Below are 15,316 nucleotides of genomic sequence, written 5' to 3'. Positions count from 1 at the left end.
AGTTTGATGAGAGTTTTTTAATTTTGAATTACAGACTAGCTTTAAAACTTGTTGTTATAACGTAATCATATATTTTTATCTTTGTATTTAACTTATTTTACTCGAACTGCTACAATACAGTTGCTAGAACTAGGAACAAAAAGTAAAATAGAATACAGTAACCTTTATACATGAATGTATAAGTAGAAAAGAGGGAATGTATGTCTCAAGCAAATAAAGCACTCTTCATTATTTTTGGAGGTACTGGGGATCTTGCCCAGCGTAAATTATATCCTTCACTATATCGATTATATACTAAAGGATTTTTAGAAGAAAATTTTGCAGTTATTGGTACTGCTAGACGTGACTGGTCGGATGAACATTATCAGGAAATCGTTAGAGATTCAGTGGAAAATATCGGTGGATCTGAAGAACAAATAGAGACATTTTCTCAACATTTTTACTATCAGTCTCATAACGTTAAAGATACGGAACACTATGACACTTTGAGAGAATTATCCAATAAACTTGATGAAAAATACGAGATTGGTGGAAATAGAATTTTTTACTTATCCATGTCCCCCGACTTCTTTGGAACGATAACGAATCATCTGAAAAGTCAGAATTTGGTAAATGACAAAGGATTTAATAGAGTTATTATTGAGAAACCTTTCGGAACAGACTATGAGAGCTCTAAAGCATTGAATGATGAAATATTAGAAGCTTTCGAACCAGAGGATCTATACCGAATCGATCATTACCTTGGCAAAGAAATGGTACAAAATATATTAGCTTTCCGATTTGCGAACCCAATGATCGAACAAGTATGGAATAATCAGTTCATTTCAAATATTCAAATTACATTAAGCGAAGAATTAGGCGTCGAAGAACGTGCTGGTTATTATGATAAAAGTGGTGCTTTAAGAGATATGGTTCAAAATCATATTATGCAGATTTTCAGTCTGTTGACAATGGAAGCACCCCATTCTTTTAATTCAGATGAAATTAGAGAGAAAAAAATGAATGTTTTAGAATCACTTAAAGCTTTATCCCCTCAAGACGTTAAGGATAACTTTGTACGTGCGCAATATACTCACTCTGACAAAAAGTCTCTACAAGGCTATTTAGAAGAAGAAAATGTTTCTGAAGATTCAACAACTGAAACGTATGTAGCCGGTAAAATCGAAATCGAAAATGATCGCTGGTCAGGTGTTCCAATCTATATAAGAACTGGAAAAAGAATGACTAAAAAAGAAGCTCAAATCAACGTAGTATTCAAAAAAACTACCCACTCTCTTTACACTGACAAGTCTACAGATGCTAACGTCATCACGATGTATCTTGGACCGAGCGAAGGATTTTCTATTCAATTAAACGAGAAAAAAATCGGAATGAGTATGGATACGACAACAATGCAATTTGATCATCTTAGAACTGAAGGAACCATTCAGGAAAGCCCTGAAGCTTATGAAAAGCTGATTTTAGATGGTTTGAATGGGGACAGAACGCATTTTGCTCACTGGGAAGAAGTTTCGAATTCTTGGAAATACGTCGACTCTATCCGTGAAGCATGGGATAAGGACTCTGAAAATCCTGCTAAATATGAAGCCGGAACAATGGGACCGGATGAAGCGGACATGCTTTTGGAAAAACTAGGACATCAATGGGTTTGGAATCCAGAAAAATAAAAACAAGAAAGGTCAGAGAGTAGGAATTTATTCCTCAAACTCTCTGACCTTTTTTTATCATTATTTTTTTTTGATTAATCCATGAGCAGTGAGGCTACGCTTCCTAATACTACTGTTGAGAGTACAGAATGTTTAGAGGCTTTTACATAAAGGCTTGATTTTCTTCTCCAACCTTCGCTTGTACCGCGCTCATGCATGCCGTATCCAGCTTTGTGTAAAGCACTATCGTCTTTTGGTTTTGAAGGTTTGCTAATATTGAAGGTTTGCTAATATGTTGTGTTGGATATGCATAATATTCTTCTATTTTATCCATTAGTCTAGGAAATCCTTTACCCAAAATACTCAATAGTTTTGCTTGTCCCCCGACAAACATATCTCTTTTTGGATGCTCAGCAGCAAAAAGAATGGCTTCCGCTACAGCTTCTGGAGGATAAATCATCCCTCTATGACCTGGTTGCTTTTCTAAATAGCTTTGAGCATGTTCATTATAGGGTGTATCGATTCGTCCAGGATGAATCAATGTGACAGATACAGGTATCCGGTCTTTTTCTGCCTCCATTCTAAGATTTTCAGTCCAGCCATGGACAGCAAATTTTGCAGCAGAATAGGTTGATTGTACAGTAGTTCCTCTATCTCCAAAAAGACTTCCCACGTTAATTAACGCACCCGGTTCTTCTCGATTTTTTTAAAATGATTTACAGCTTCTCTAGAGCCATAAACGACTCCCCAGTAGACAGTATCAAATACTTTTTTCATATCTGGTATTGTTACATCAATGGCATGACCAAAAATAGAAACGCCGGCATTATTGACCCATGTATCGAAGCGTCCGAACGCTGCTATGGCTTCTTCAGCAACCCGTTTTACATCCTCTTCAACGCCAACGTCTGCTTTTACGTATATGGCTTTCTGACCCTTCTCCTCAAGTTCTTCGACGAGAGTTTTTAAAGCTTCTTCATTTCGTGAAACGAGGACCAAACGAGGACCAAACGAGCTCCGTTATCTGCTGCCATTCTAGCAGTAGCCAAACCTATCCCACTTGACGTACCAGTGATTACAATGACCTGTTCCGCTAATTTCTTTAACTTTAATTTCATCATATTATGAGCAATTTTTAAATCTTTTTCTTCCATAATCGTATATCCTCCTCTATAGAATAAGTATGCATTGAGTACTTACACTTTCAAATTTTATAAGGATATACAGATAATACAAATAATAGCGCTTGTTATTTTTTATTTGTTCAAATATAAAGATGGATAGTCTATCTATTAAGTAAATTCGCTCTTTTTGAAAGGTATTGATACATATTTGTGGCATGTTCTTCATCTTTTGAAATGATCATAATTGTATCGTTGCCTGCAACCGTACCCACTACTTCGGAAAAATCAATATCATCCATTAAAGCACCCACTACATGCGCATTCCCTGGAATAGTCTTTACTACATTCATAAATTGTACTCGGGTAATCGATTCAACAACTTCTTTCAAAGTAGAAGACAGTTTATCTTCTATTGTGAGTTGATTGTTTTGATAAATCGTATATTTGGTTCCGCCTCTAGAGCTAGGTGTTTTAACTAAATTCAATTCTTTTATATCTCGAGAAATCGTTGCTTGAGTTGCTTCAAGACCTTTATCTTTAAGTCTAATCAACAAATCGTCTTGTGTTCCGATCTCTTCGTTTAACACCATCTGTTTAATCATCATTTGTCGTTCAGATTTTTTCATAAAGTCACTCCCACTTGTACATTTTTAAGATACTTCGATACTATCTACTATAACTGATTACGTATAGAAATTCACTATATTTGTATTAAAACGCTTTCTAATCAACTCTGTACCGAATACTGTTGCTAGCGGTATCTAGCTTTGCTATAATACAAATGCTTATGCATAAACGTAAAAATAGGTGTTTACTACTATAATTCATCTGAATTAAGTGAATAGTTAATGATTATACGTTGAACCATTAAATAGGACAATATAAATTAGGAGGATTTTTTTGGATTATAAATTGCTTGTAGCCCAGTCGCTACACGACGTCTTAAAAGATCAATTAGAATTAAACGAAATCAATCAACTTTTAGAAAAACCAAAAATGGTTGAACATGGAGATTTAGCTTTCCCAACTTTTCAACTTGCTAAACTTTTCCGAAAGAATCCAGCACAAATCGCTGCTGAATTACAAGATCAAGTGTCTTCACCAATTATTGAAAAGGTTCAAACAGTCGGTCCTTACTTGAACTTCTTTTTGAAAAAAGATCAAGTTAGTCAGCTTGTTCTAAAAGAAATACTTGAACAGAAGGAACACTACGGTGCAGTCAATATCGGTAACGGGCAAAATGTTCCTATCGATATGTCTTCCCCTAACATTGCCAAACCGATGTCAATGGGCCACTTAAGATCTACTGTTATTGGTAATGCTTTATCAAATATTTTATCTAGAGTTGGTTATAACCCTGTACGCATTAATTACCTTGGTGACTGGGGAACTCAATTCGGTAAACTCATCTCTGCATACAAAAAATGGGGTACTGAAGAAGACGTTCGAGCAAACCCAATCAAAGAATTGTTAAGATTATATGTCTTATTCCATGAAGAAGCTGAAGAACATCCTGAACTTGAAGATGAAGGCCGTGCTTGGTTTAAAAAGCTAGAAGATGGTAACGAAGAAGCGATTTCCCTATGGACATGGTTTAGAGAAGAATCATTAGCTGAATTTCAAAAAGTTTATGATCGCTTGAATATTCAGTTTGATTCTTATAAAGGTGAAGCTTTTTATAATGATAAAATGGATTCGGTTGTTTCGTTGTTAGACAAGAAAAATCTATTAACGCTGAATCAAGGTGCACATATTGTTGATCTTGAAAAATATAATCTAAACCCTGCCCTTATTAAAAAATCTGATGGTGCAACGCTGTATATGACCAGAGACTTAGCAGCTGCACTTTACCGTAAAGAAAACTATGACTTCTCTCAAGCCCTTTATGTCGTTGGTCAAGAACAATCAAATCACTTCAAACAATTAAAAGGCGTTCTTACGGAGATGGGTTATGAATGGGCTGAAAATATCCATCATATTCCATTTGGTCTAATTACTAAAGACGGTAAAAAGTTATCAACCAGAAAAGGTAAAGTCGTTCTTCTAGAAGAAGTGTTAAATGAAGCTTCGAGCCTAGCACTTCAACAAATTGAAGACAAAAATCCTTCACTTGAAAACAAAGAAGTTGTGGCCGAGCAAGTTGGTGTTGGTGCAGTTGTCTTCCATGACCTTAAAAATGACCGTTTAAATAATTTTGACTTCACGATTGAAGAAGTTGTTCAATTTGAAGGAGAAACAGGACCTTATGTGCAATACACTCGTGCACGCGGTTTGAGTATCCTTAAAAAAGCAGAAAAAGAATCGTTCTCTTCTTCTGAACAATATAGCTTAACTGACTCTTATAGCTGGGAAGTCGTTAAACTGATTCAAGAATTCCCTGAAACTTTGATTCGTGCTTACAAACAATATGAGCCTTCTATTATTGCTAAACATTCGATTCATTTATCCCAGGCTTTCAACAAGTTTTATGCTAACGTGCGAGTGTTGGATGAACATCCAGAAAAAGAATCAAGACTTGCCCTTGTCTACGCTGTTACAGAACTATTGAAACAAGACCTTACTATATTAGGGGTCGAAACACCTGATAAAATGTAATGAAAAAAGACTTTCCAACTGGAAAGTCTTTTTTTCTTACTTCAATTTGTCATTTTCATAAGTGTGCGTCAATTCAAGATTCAAAAACTTTTGTTGTCTAAGTGCTTCATAAATTAAAATATTCGCTGTATTAGATAAATTCAACGACCTCACATGTTGGTCATTCATTGGAATACGCAAACAATCTTCCTCATATTCTTTCATAAATGCTTCTGGTAAACCCGTTGTTTCTTTTCCAAAGATAAAAAAGTGGTCTTGAGTTGTATCCGTGAAGTCTTCATCTGAATAAACCTTATTCGCAAATTTAGAAATCAGATAGAACTTCCCATTCTTTGCATACTCAATAAAGGCTTCCAAATTTTCATGATAAGTAATTTCAACTTCGTTCCAGTAATCGAGTCCTGCTCGTTTTAATTGTTTATCTTCGGTACTAAACCCTAGCGGTTTGATCAAATGTAAGTGCGTATTTGTACCTGCGCATGTTCTGGAAATATTACCTGTGTTCGCTGGTATCAGTGGTTCATATAATACGATATGATTGGGCATTTCATTATCTCCTTAATTCGTAAAAATATATATTATGTTTTACAGATTTTCCTTCATTGAAGCGATTGCTGTAGTGAATTCTTCGATTGTTTCTGGATCCGTTTCTTTAGCTAGAGCTTCTTCAAGGAAAAAGATGACATCGGGATTCGCTTCCCTTTTCAAAATCATGGAAATTGCCCAGGCAGCCGTTCCTCTGATCATTGGACGTGGATCTTGATCAACCACTTTCAGTAACTCTGGGATTGCTGTACGGTCACGGTAATTGGCTAATGCGATAATCGCATTTCTTTGCAGAGGCTTCTTCCCTCTCCAAGAACCTGCCATTTCTCCATAAGTCTCTTTGAATTCTTTGTTAGATATGGTTAGTAAAGGTTTTAATAATGGCATTGTTTTTTCGGGTTCAGGTTCCATTTCTTCATGAAAATGAGAATCAATCCCTTTATTATATGGACATACAATCTGACAGATATCACATCCATAAATGACATGACCCATTCTGCGACGATACTCTTTGGGCATGTAACCTTTGGTCTGAGTCTGGAAAGAAAGACATTTCTGAGCATTCATCCGCCCGTCTCCGAGTAACGCTCCAGTAGGACAAGCCGTTACACATCGTGTACAGTCCCCGCAGCCGAAAGCGACCTCTTCATCGGGATCAAATTCAATATTTGTAATAATTTCACCTAGATATACGTATGATCCAAACTCTTTTGTGATCAGCAATCCATTTCTACCGATAAATCCAAGTCCTGCTCTTTGAGCTACTGCAACGTCGACTAGTTCACCAGTATCGACCATTGGCTTGAATTCAGTTTCTGAGCTTGTCTCTTCTCGAATGTACTCAATTAAGCGATCCATTCGGTCTCTTAGTACATCGTGATAATCCGTTCCCCATGACGCTCGAGCAAATTCCCCACGTCTCTCCCCTTTGACTCTCGGAGGCTTGGTACCCATCTTTGAAGGATAAGCTACAGCTATCGCAATAATGGACTTAGGCTCAGAAAAAATTCTATCAGGATAGATCCGTTCTTCAATTACATCATGTTCAAAGCCGGACGTATGACCTTTTTCTTTTTGTTTATGTAATTTATCTTCTAGGTCATAAAAGGGCTCTGCATGTGTGAATCCAATTTTATCTATTCCAATTTCTTGAGCCTTCAATTGTATTTTTTCTTTAAGCGCTAAAGTCATTATGGGTACCTCCTTTCATAATGGGTAATCGGTATAAATTATAACTTATTTTCCCTTGAACTTAAACATCATAATGTAAAATTCATTACACAAAAAAACGTATCGCCTCGGTGTCAAGCACTGCGAAGCGATACGTTAATTAAGCTGTTGCTATTTCACATTTTTTTATCAGCTTCTGATGGGGTGACTGATAAAAACCAATGAATCAAATCAGCTTATGTTTCATATGATAACACTGGAATATAGCGAATGCAAGGTACTGGCGGAATTAATCTCGAAATTAAGGTAAAGTTCAACAATATTGTGAACTTTTTGTAAATAGGTTTACAAAAAATCCATTCAATCATTTTTTTCTCAACATTACGCTTTCGTACCAACTAATATTTCCATTTCAACCGTCACACTTTTCAGACCTTTCAAATCTATTTGTTCAGCTGCATTCCATCCTAGTGGAGTCATTTCAACCAACAATGGAGCAAGAGATGGTTTCAAATCATGTTTGTATTGGATACTGATTTTTTCAGCACCTGGATAGTGATCAAAAAATTTTTCTACTACGTCTTGATTAGAATAAGGTTTCTCGTCATTCCCCGTTAATTCTCTTACCTCAATAAGATAACGCTCTGATGGAATAACTTTAATAACCTGACCGCCTTTTTTCAACAATCGATCAAATTCACTATAATTTGACGGAGAAAGAATGTTGAAGATGGTATCGTAAGCATTAGATGCAAAAGGTGATCGAGCCAAGTCAGCCACACTCCAGAATGCTTCAGTGTATAAAGCAGCTGCTAGCTGTATGGCATCTTTAGAAATATCAAAACCAATTTTTAGACCCTCTAATCCCATTTCATGTAAATGGTGAAGATGAGAACCTTCTCCACAGCCAACATCTAGGTGAACACCATCTTTTTTTGAAACAGTCTGAAAGACTTCTTGTAGCATTGGATGCCAAAGCCCGTCTTGGGCAATGATTCTTCTAGATTTAAGCATTTCACTACCATAATCATTGTGCGGCTGTTTCAAAAGGAAATGAACCGTTCCTTTTTTTGAAAGATTGAATGAATGACCTTGAATACAAATCATTTGATGGCTATTCACTTCTAGGAAATCATCCTGACATACCGGACATTGAAATAATGCACTATTTTCTCTTAGGAAATGAGCTGATTTTTCTATCTTTTTCATAGTAACCTCTTTTACTTGTTTTACTTCATATTACTCTAAAACATGAAGTCTAAATATTCGTGTTAATTCTATATTCATGATATAACGAAAACAGAAAATATGAAAGGATGATTTGTATGCCATGGGATACTAAAGACTACCCAGACGCTATGAAAAATTTAAAAAATGTCGTACGCAAAAAAGCTATTGATATTGCTAACGCCTTATTGGACAATGATTACCCAGAAGATCGTGCCATACCAATCGCTATAAGCCAAGCAGAAGAATGGTATGAAAAGTCAGATCAGGATGAAATAAAAGCTTTTGATTCCGAACAGAAACCGAAAAAAGACGACGACCATGAACACACTGGAAACGCTGATTTATTAGACAATGATGTACTGGTGTACTTCGAAGAAAATGAATGGAAAGTTCGGACAAAAAAAGCAAAAAGACCTGATTCCACGTTTGAAACAAAAAAGGATGCTACAAATCGCGCCAAAGAAATTGCAGAGAACAAAGAATCCAATGTTATCTCATACACTAAAGACGGAAAAAAACAAGTTTAAAATCGCAAAAGAAAACCATCTTAGACTACCTTATAAGGTAACGCTAAGATGGTTTTTATTAATCAATCTCTATTTAAAGGCATACTCATACATCTAGGTCCGCCCCGTCCTCTTGATAACTCACTTGAAGGAATTTCCAATACTTTAACACCGTGTTCTCTCATAAGATCATTTGAAACATAATTACGATTATATGTGACGACTACACTTGGTTCTATCGCTAAAGTGTTTGATCCATCGTTCCATTGCTCTCGAGGCGCAGCGATAGCATCGCCACCTCCACAAGGAATCAAGGCAATTTCAGATAAATTTAAAACTTGTTTAAGCACTTCAGTCAAGTCTGAATGTTGTGTTAAGTGGATATCACCGTCTGACTTGCCGGGTTCTAGGATATAAACAGACATTTTACCATCAAGTCCCTGAATTCCTGGATGAATTGTAAATTTATCTTTATCAATCATTGTAAAAACCGTGTCCAGGTGCATCATTGCCCGGACTCTAGGGATTTCAATCGCAACAACTTTTGAGAAGGTCGCATGCTTTTCGAACAAAGTTCGTGCCAGTTCTTCAATAGCAAGCCCCGAAGTTCTCTGGGAAATACCGATTGCTAAAACATCGTCACTCAATACGAGTACATCTCCTCCTTCTATCGAGGTAGAAACGGTTCTGTCTCTCCAGACTTCCAAGTTAGACTGCTTGAATTCAGGATGATATTTAACAATAATATCCATGAATAAAGATTCACGTTTTCTGGCCTTATACGTCATATTGTTAATAGAAATTCCATTATCGAGTATATTTGCGGGATCTCTCGTATAATACAAATTAGGCATTGGTTGCATTAAAAATAAAGAGCTCTTCTCATGGTCGGCTATCCAAGATAATGAGTTCGATTCAATATCAATTTCATCATTACGTACGCCACCCATAATTTTATCTACTAGGTCTTGCGTAGAAAATGTCATCAGATAATTTTTTAATTCCTTTGTTATATCTGACTCATAAACGCCAGATTCAGTCATAAATTTATCAATGACCATTTCTCTAATTCCAGCAGCGTCAATTGCTTCTGCTACAAGTTTTTCAAGATATAATACTTCTGAGCCATTATCTTTTAAAAGCTGTGCAAAGGCATCATGTTCTTGTTGTATAATTGGTAAATAGGGAATATCATCAAATAAAAGATCATGCATTGTGTTAGGGGTCAGATTCTCTACTTCTTTACCAGGTCGCTTTAATAAAACAGAATTTAATTTAGTAATTTCAGATTTCACGTTGAAGATCATACTCATTTTTGTCCTCCTGTAACAAGTAGTTATAACCACTATAATAAAGACTTTTACTTGGAAAAACAATCAAAAGGAACAAATGGTAAAAGATTCACTCTAAAGCTATTATTTGAATTTTTATACATAATGACTGGAAGTTTAAACAAAAAAAGAACCTTGATTGAGCATACACGAGCTAGAAAGCGTCGAAGGTACGTTCATCAAAGTTCTATAGTTTATCTAAACCAAGTACGTTTATAGTTTAACATCAGGTACAACGATAGGATCATCTACCAGTGCTGTATTCTCTGGAGGTCCAGCGACCGTTTCTGGTGTAACCTCGTATTGAACAGGTGGATTATATGAGTCAGTGTCTGTTAATTTTTCAGATACGGTAGTTTCTGCTTCATCTAACATTTCATCCAGTTTGATAACCATCTTATTTTTGGAGTCACTTACTTTATCTTTAAGATCTTCTTGAAGCGCATCTCCAGATTTCTGAGCTAATAAATAAGCCGAAGCTACTCCTATCGTACTTCCTAAAATAACGCCTAATCCAAAACTTCCTTTTGACATATTATTATTCGCCTCCTAAAAAATTTTCTCCATATTTCTCAAGTGTTACAAGCTCGACGCAAGTACACAAAGCCTCTAAAGCAACTTCTAGTTTATCTAATCCGATATAACTTGGTGCCAGTCTGATACTATTATCAAGAGGATTGATACCGTATGGATAAGTTGCATTCGCTGGTGTTAATTGTATTCCAATTTGTTCCATTTTGTCCACTATTTCGGTTGCACAGCCGTTTGCGGTTGTCAGATGAACAAAGTATCCACCTTTAGGTTCTGTCCATTTCAGAAGCCGACTTCTCTCTCCTGCAAAGTATGCTTCAAAAATCGCTTGTATCCATTCAAATTTAGGACGCAAAATGTCTGCATGTTTCTCCATCAATCGTTCTATCGTTTTTTGATCTTTCAAAAAGTCCACGTGTCTCTTCTGGTTCAGCTTATCAAAACTAATAATTTGTTTGCTGAGCTCTTCAGCGAATCTTAGGATATTTGTCTCTGAAGCACCTACTGCTGCAACACCAGCACCTGGAAAAGTCATTTTAGAGGTGGACACGAACATAAAGGGACGATCCGGTACACCCGCTTCTTTGCAGGCTTCTAATATATTGATGGCTTGTTCTTTTTCATCAAATAGATGGTGAACTGTATAAGCATTGTCCCACATGATCAAAAAGTCCTCCGCTGCCGTGTGCATATCTGCTAAGCGTTCAACGACTTCATCAGAATATGTTTCACCAGTAGGATTGCTATAGGTAGGGACACAGAAAATGCCTTTAATGGAAGCGTCTTGTGAAACAATTTTTTCTACTACTTCCATATCAGGTCCTGAACCGGTCAGTTCTACTGGGATCATCTCAATACCTAACCTTTCGAGCATAGAAAAATGTCTATCATAACCAGGACTTGGACAAAGGAACTTAACTTTTTCTTCATTATTCCATTTTGATTTTCCTGTGTACATGTGCATGATGAGCACACTATACATTAATTGAAGACTAGAATTTCCTGCGACAATCGTTTCTTCAATCGACGTACCAAGTAAATCACTAAATAGTGATCGAGCTTCCTTGATCCCCATTAGTCCACCGTAGTTACGAATATCTTGTTCATCTTCACTAAGCCAATCGGAACCTACCAGTTTGTCTAACAATGGTTTTGCTAACTCTAATTGCTTAGTGGACGGAATCCCCCTTGCTATCGTAATTTCAAATGGTCTATTTTGATAAGCCTTGTATTGCTCTTGAACTTGTTCTAATCTCGAAGTCTGTTGATGATTATCCATACGGATCCTCCTATAATGATCTTAAATAAGTATATGATGGAAAGATTTATGCTATTAGTATATCGTATTTAATAGAATTAAAGAAATTCTTCAGTTAAATTTCATTCTAAAAAAAGACAGAGTACATCATACTCTGCCTTTTAGTTATAAATGTTCTTTGATTCGCTGAATACATTGATTATGATCATGCGTTCTAGCAGGACATTGATAGCGTCCAAAGAAAATCATACGGTGATGAGCAATACTCCACAAATCTTCTGGTAGTTTTTCCATCAAGCTATCTTCTACTTGACGAACGGTTGCCTGCTGCGAACAAATATTGAATTTCTTACTAATTCTTTCTACATGTGTATCAACGGCAATAGCTGGTTTATCGAAAGCAACACTCATCACTACATTAGCTGTTTTCCGTCCAACACCAGGCAGACTTTCCAGCTCTTTATGTGTAGACGGTACAATCCCATCAAACCGTTCTATCAATTCACGAGAACAGTTTTTAACGAATTTTGCCTTATTACGGTAAAGTCCAATGGTTTTGATTTTGTTCATGATGTCATCTAGTGGAGCTTCCATCATCAATTCTGGGGTAGGATAAGCTTCAAAGAGTGCTGGCGTCACTTTATTTACGGCGATATCTGTTGTCTGTGCACTCATTATGACAGAGATAAGCAGTTCAAAAGAATTCTTGTGGATTAACTCAGCTTTAGCATTCGGAAATAACTTCCCCATAGCTTCAATCAACTTAGTCGTCTCTGTACTAGTCAGTAAAATTTCACTATCAGACATGAAAAGCTCCTTTTTCAATCTTTAATCTTTGTATTCTTTGAGCCAGTCATACATGGGAACCGGCTTAGCAGAGGATTTCTCTTGACCAGAATCATTTGATTTATGTTGGTTATTTCTGTGATTCTGAGATTCTTTAAGAACTTGGTCTTTATTCTTAATATTTTTCTTTTCCCAGCTCAATAAGATACGATCAATATATTTCAGGCTATAAACCTGGCTCAATACCGCTTCTCTTAAAGCCATTTGAATGAGTTCAGGATCGTAATGGTCTTCATCGATCCACATATTTAACGTTTGAATTTCAATTGGAGATAACGGTCTACCGAATTCTTGTTCAAATAAATTATATAAATCCTTTGAAGTCAGCCCAGAGGTTTCTTGTTCCTGTCGCTCCTGATCTTGTTTCATAAGCAAGATCAACTTTTCCCATAGGAGATCAAATGACAGTTCATCTTGACTCTTGCCATCTTGACCAGTATTGGTTTCAATAGATAATACACTCTTATTGATCAAGTTATGAATTTCTTTGAAAGCAGCCTCTCGTGTCAGCTCCATCCGTTCTGCAATTAAAGAGACATCAGGAAATCCTTCTCCTTGATCTACAAAAGATTTTAATTGTATTAGGAAAACGAGTTGGTCATTTGTTAATCCAATTTTCTTGTAATTCTCAAGCAAAAGGGTAGAAATCGAAACGTTTTTTGACTTTAACCACTTTTTCATTAATGCTTCGTTCAACGTTTTCACCCTTCCAAGTCACTTTACGGGTAGATTCTATTCAACAAACGTGGGAATGGAATCGATTCTCTAATGTGCTCTGTTCCTGATAACCAAGTGATCACACGTTCAAGACCTAATCCGAATCCTGAATGCGGTACACTACCATATTTACGCAACTCAAGATACCATTCGTAATCTTTAATGGCTAGGTTGTGTTTCTCAAGTTCTTTTTCTAACGCCTCGTAGTTATCTTCACGCTGACTACCACCGATGATTTCTCCGTAACCTTCTGGAGCGATCATATCCGCACAAAGAACGATATCTTCACGATCTGGATGTGGTTTCATATAAAAAGGTTTAATTGCTTTTGGATAATTCAAAATGAATACAGGTTGATTGTACTGGGTTGCAATAAATGTTTCTTCTGGTGATCCAAAATCTTCACCCCAAGTCGTATCAAAATCATTTTTCTGAAGCAATTCAACCGCTTCATCATATGAAATACGAGGATAAGGTAAACTAGTGTATTTTTTTAATAAGTCTTTATCGCGATCTAATACGTCAAGTGCCATATCACAGTTATCTAGAACACTTTGTACTAGGTAAGCAACATATTGTTCTTGAATTTCCAAAGATTGATCCTGATCCATAAAAGCCATCTCAGGTTCGATCATCCAAAATTCAATTAAATGGCGTCTTGTTTTAGATTTTTCAGCTCTAAAAGTCGGTCCAAATGAAAATACTTTTCCTAATGCCATCGCAGCGGCTTCCATGTAAAGTTGACCACTTTGAGACAAGAAAGCATCATATTCAAAATATTTCGTATGGAATAACTCAGTCGTATCTTCTGCTGCATTACCGGTTAAGATAGGAGGATCGACTTTTAAGAAACCTTCTTTATTGAAGAATTCATAAGTAGCCCTAATCACTTCGTTACGAATTTGCATGATTGCATGCTGTTTAGAAGAACGTAACCATAAGTGACGATGATCCATTAAGAATTCTGTCCCATGTTCTTTCGGTGTAATAGGATAGTCTTTGGATTCACTAATGACTTCGATACCGTCAACATGAATTTCATAACCAAATTTAGAACGTGTATCTTCTTGAATCGTACCCGTGATCCAAACTGAAGTTTCTTGTGTTAGGTTTTTAGCCTGTTCAAAAACCGTTTCTTCTACATCACTCTTGATGACAACACCTTGAAAATAAGCAGATCCATCTCTTAGTTGTAGGAAGGCAATTTTCCCACTTGATCTTTTATTTGCGATCCAAGCTCCTATGGTTACTTTTTCACCGATATGCTTAGATGCTTCTATGATTCTGATTTTTTTCAATGTTCAATCTCCTTATCCTAATTCAATTTTTAAATTTAAATATTATCGATTGTGCGGATCCATTCGCCATCTTCCAGCGAAAGGATATAATACCCTAATCGTCCATTTTGGTTACGGTAACTGATTTCCCATACGGGTCTCTGATTATCTATACCCATTCGAGCGTTTAGTATCTTCTTAGGCTGTCTAGCTTCACGAGTCATTTGAACAGCTTGCTGTTTAGGAATTATATCTGAAACATTCAGAGTTGTTGTTTCCTGAGTTTCCTGATTTGTAAACACGACAAGAGACTCGCCTTCTCCTGTTTCACCTACGACAGTAAAGGTTGTTTCTGTATCGTTATACCAGTAAAAGTCTGTAGCTGAAACGATTTCAGAGTTAGCTATGGCATACTCAATAGCTTGTTCTTCAGTATCGTTGTATAGCGCAACAGATCGTCTGTATATAACAACTGAACCAATAATGAGCACAATTAGAAAAACAGAAAGTCCTATAAAGAATTTTTTCACAGTGATTTC

The 15,316-nt window shown here is 36.4% G+C and carries 17 protein-coding genes; 3 read left to right on the top strand and 14 right to left on the bottom strand.

The genetic code is table 11. From position 1 onward, the window contains the following. Nucleotides 1–200 precede the first annotated feature (200 nt). Nucleotides 201–1,667, top strand: a complete 1,467-nt coding sequence (gene zwf / locus LG377_RS06915) for a glucose-6-phosphate dehydrogenase (protein WP_225743945.1) — start codon at nucleotides 201–203, stop codon at nucleotides 1,665–1,667. Nucleotides 1,668–1,809: 142 nt separating this feature from the next. On the opposite strand, the gene LG377_RS12475 is transcribed toward zwf, so the two are convergent. From LG377_RS12475 to argR, 4 genes are all read right to left on the bottom strand, one after another. After that, nucleotides 1,810–2,319: an SDR family NAD(P)-dependent oxidoreductase gene (locus tag LG377_RS12475; RefSeq protein ID WP_255612792.1), complete on the bottom strand. Its 510-nt coding sequence runs from the start codon at nucleotides 2,317–2,319 to the stop codon at nucleotides 1,810–1,812. A 5-nt stretch (nucleotides 2,320–2,324) separates the two neighbouring features. Continuing rightward, nucleotides 2,325–2,645 (bottom strand): SDR family NAD(P)-dependent oxidoreductase, encoded by a 321-nt coding sequence (locus tag LG377_RS12470; RefSeq protein ID WP_255612791.1) that lies wholly within the window; start codon nucleotides 2,643–2,645, stop codon nucleotides 2,325–2,327. Next, nucleotides 2,612–2,800 carry an SDR family NAD(P)-dependent oxidoreductase gene (locus tag LG377_RS12465; protein ID WP_255612789.1) on the bottom strand — a complete coding sequence of 63 codons (189 nt, stop codon included), beginning with the start codon at nucleotides 2,798–2,800 and terminating at the stop codon, nucleotides 2,612–2,614. Before LG377_RS12465 ends, LG377_RS12470 begins: the two co-directional genes overlap by 34 nt. Nucleotides 2,801–2,931: 131 nt before the next feature. After that, a complete protein-coding gene (gene argR, locus LG377_RS06905) occupies nucleotides 2,932–3,396 on the bottom strand; it encodes an arginine repressor (protein ID WP_225743944.1) in 465 nt (154 codons plus the stop codon). Between the two features lie 274 nt (nucleotides 3,397–3,670). On the opposite strand from argR, the gene argS reads away from it, so the two are divergent. Beyond that, nucleotides 3,671–5,365: an arginine--tRNA ligase gene (gene argS, locus LG377_RS06900; protein WP_225743943.1), complete on the top strand. Its 1,695-nt coding sequence runs from the start codon at nucleotides 3,671–3,673 to the stop codon at nucleotides 5,363–5,365. 36 nt (nucleotides 5,366–5,401) lie between these two features. Here the strand turns inward: argS and trmL are convergent, their stop codons facing one another. The 3 genes from trmL to LG377_RS06885 form a co-directional block, all read right to left on the bottom strand. Next, the gene (gene trmL / locus LG377_RS06895) at nucleotides 5,402–5,911 is read right to left on the bottom strand and encodes a tRNA (uridine(34)/cytosine(34)/5-carboxymethylaminomethyluridine(34)-2'-O)-methyltransferase TrmL (RefSeq protein WP_225743942.1); all 510 of its coding nucleotides are present in this window, start codon (nucleotides 5,909–5,911) and stop codon (nucleotides 5,402–5,404) included. A 39-nt stretch (nucleotides 5,912–5,950) separates the two neighbouring features. Then, nucleotides 5,951–7,102, bottom strand: coding sequence for a tRNA epoxyqueuosine(34) reductase QueG (gene queG / locus LG377_RS06890; protein WP_225743941.1), 1,152 nt, complete (start codon nucleotides 7,100–7,102; stop codon nucleotides 5,951–5,953). 360 nt (nucleotides 7,103–7,462) lie between these two features. After that, a complete protein-coding gene (locus LG377_RS06885; protein ID WP_225743940.1) occupies nucleotides 7,463–8,290 on the bottom strand; it encodes a methyltransferase domain-containing protein in 828 nt (275 codons plus the stop codon). Nucleotides 8,291–8,406: 116 nt separating this feature from the next. Between LG377_RS06885 and LG377_RS06880 the strand changes: the two genes are divergently transcribed. Next, on the top strand, nucleotides 8,407–8,838 hold the full coding sequence (locus LG377_RS06880; RefSeq protein WP_225743939.1) for a DUF2188 domain-containing protein: 432 nt from the start codon (nucleotides 8,407–8,409) through the stop codon (nucleotides 8,836–8,838). 62 nt (nucleotides 8,839–8,900) lie between these two features. Here LG377_RS06880 and arcA read toward each other — a convergent pair whose 3' ends face one another. The 7 genes from arcA to LG377_RS06845 form a co-directional block, all read right to left on the bottom strand. Further along, nucleotides 8,901–10,130, bottom strand: a complete 1,230-nt coding sequence (arcA, locus tag LG377_RS06875; RefSeq protein ID WP_225743938.1) for an arginine deiminase — start codon at nucleotides 10,128–10,130, stop codon at nucleotides 8,901–8,903. A 231-nt stretch (nucleotides 10,131–10,361) separates the two neighbouring features. Further along, entirely contained in the window at nucleotides 10,362–10,682 is a 321-nt protein-coding gene (locus LG377_RS06870; protein ID WP_225743937.1) for a YtxH domain-containing protein, read from the bottom strand. A gap of 4 nt (nucleotides 10,683–10,686) precedes the next feature. Beyond that, nucleotides 10,687–11,958, bottom strand: coding sequence for an aminotransferase class I/II-fold pyridoxal phosphate-dependent enzyme (locus tag LG377_RS06865; protein ID WP_225743936.1), 1,272 nt, complete (start codon nucleotides 11,956–11,958; stop codon nucleotides 10,687–10,689). A 144-nt stretch (nucleotides 11,959–12,102) separates the two neighbouring features. Further along, complete coding sequence (gene nth / locus LG377_RS06860) at nucleotides 12,103–12,744, bottom strand: endonuclease III (protein WP_225743935.1); 642 nt, start codon at nucleotides 12,742–12,744, stop codon at nucleotides 12,103–12,105. Between the two features lie 21 nt (nucleotides 12,745–12,765). After that, nucleotides 12,766–13,488, bottom strand: coding sequence for a DnaD domain-containing protein (locus LG377_RS06855; protein ID WP_225743934.1), 723 nt, complete (start codon nucleotides 13,486–13,488; stop codon nucleotides 12,766–12,768). Nucleotides 13,489–13,502: 14 nt separating this feature from the next. Beyond that, nucleotides 13,503–14,798, bottom strand: a complete 1,296-nt coding sequence (asnS, locus tag LG377_RS06850) for an asparagine--tRNA ligase (RefSeq protein ID WP_225743933.1) — start codon at nucleotides 14,796–14,798, stop codon at nucleotides 13,503–13,505. A gap of 35 nt (nucleotides 14,799–14,833) precedes the next feature. Then, nucleotides 14,834–15,307, bottom strand: a complete 474-nt coding sequence (locus LG377_RS06845) for a DUF5590 domain-containing protein (protein ID WP_225743932.1) — start codon at nucleotides 15,305–15,307, stop codon at nucleotides 14,834–14,836. Between the last annotated feature and the right edge of the window lie 9 nt (nucleotides 15,308–15,316).

Origin of the sequence: Marinilactibacillus sp. Marseille-P9653 (genome assembly GCF_916618885.1) — a bacterium.
GTDB lineage: Bacteria > Bacillota > Bacilli > Lactobacillales > Carnobacteriaceae_A > Marinilactibacillus.
The sequence above is the reverse complement of the archived record's forward strand: the minus strand, read 5'-3'. Positions and strand labels throughout refer to the sequence as shown.

Bases quoted from the DNA above. Each gene is read 5' to 3' on its own strand.
- LG377_RS06865 (WP_225743936.1), bottom strand. From the start codon at position 11,958: ATGGATAATCATCAACAGACTTCGAGATTAGAACAAGTTCAAGAGCAA.
- nth (WP_225743935.1), bottom strand. From the start codon at position 12,744: ATGTCTGATAGTGAAATTTTACTGACTAGTACAGAGACGACTAAGTTG.
- queG (WP_225743941.1), bottom strand. From the start codon at position 7,102: ATGACTTTAGCGCTTAAAGAAAAAATACAATTGAAGGCTCAAGAAATT.
- arcA (WP_225743938.1), bottom strand. From the start codon at position 10,130: ATGAGTATGATCTTCAACGTGAAATCTGAAATTACTAAATTAAATTCT.
- zwf (WP_225743945.1), top strand. From the start codon at position 201: ATGTCTCAAGCAAATAAAGCACTCTTCATTATTTTTGGAGGTACTGGG.
- LG377_RS12465 (WP_255612789.1), bottom strand. From the start codon at position 2,800: ATGGAAGAAAAAGATTTAAAAATTGCTCATAATATGATGAAATTAAAG.
- LG377_RS06870 (WP_225743937.1), bottom strand. From the start codon at position 10,682: ATGTCAAAAGGAAGTTTTGGATTAGGCGTTATTTTAGGAAGTACGATA.
- LG377_RS06880 (WP_225743939.1), top strand. From the start codon at position 8,407: ATGCCATGGGATACTAAAGACTACCCAGACGCTATGAAAAATTTAAAA.
- trmL (WP_225743942.1), bottom strand. From the start codon at position 5,911: ATGCCCAATCATATCGTATTATATGAACCACTGATACCAGCGAACACA.
- argR (WP_225743944.1), bottom strand. From the start codon at position 3,396: ATGAAAAAATCTGAACGACAAATGATGATTAAACAGATGGTGTTAAAC.
- LG377_RS06885 (WP_225743940.1), bottom strand. From the start codon at position 8,290: ATGAAAAAGATAGAAAAATCAGCTCATTTCCTAAGAGAAAATAGTGCA.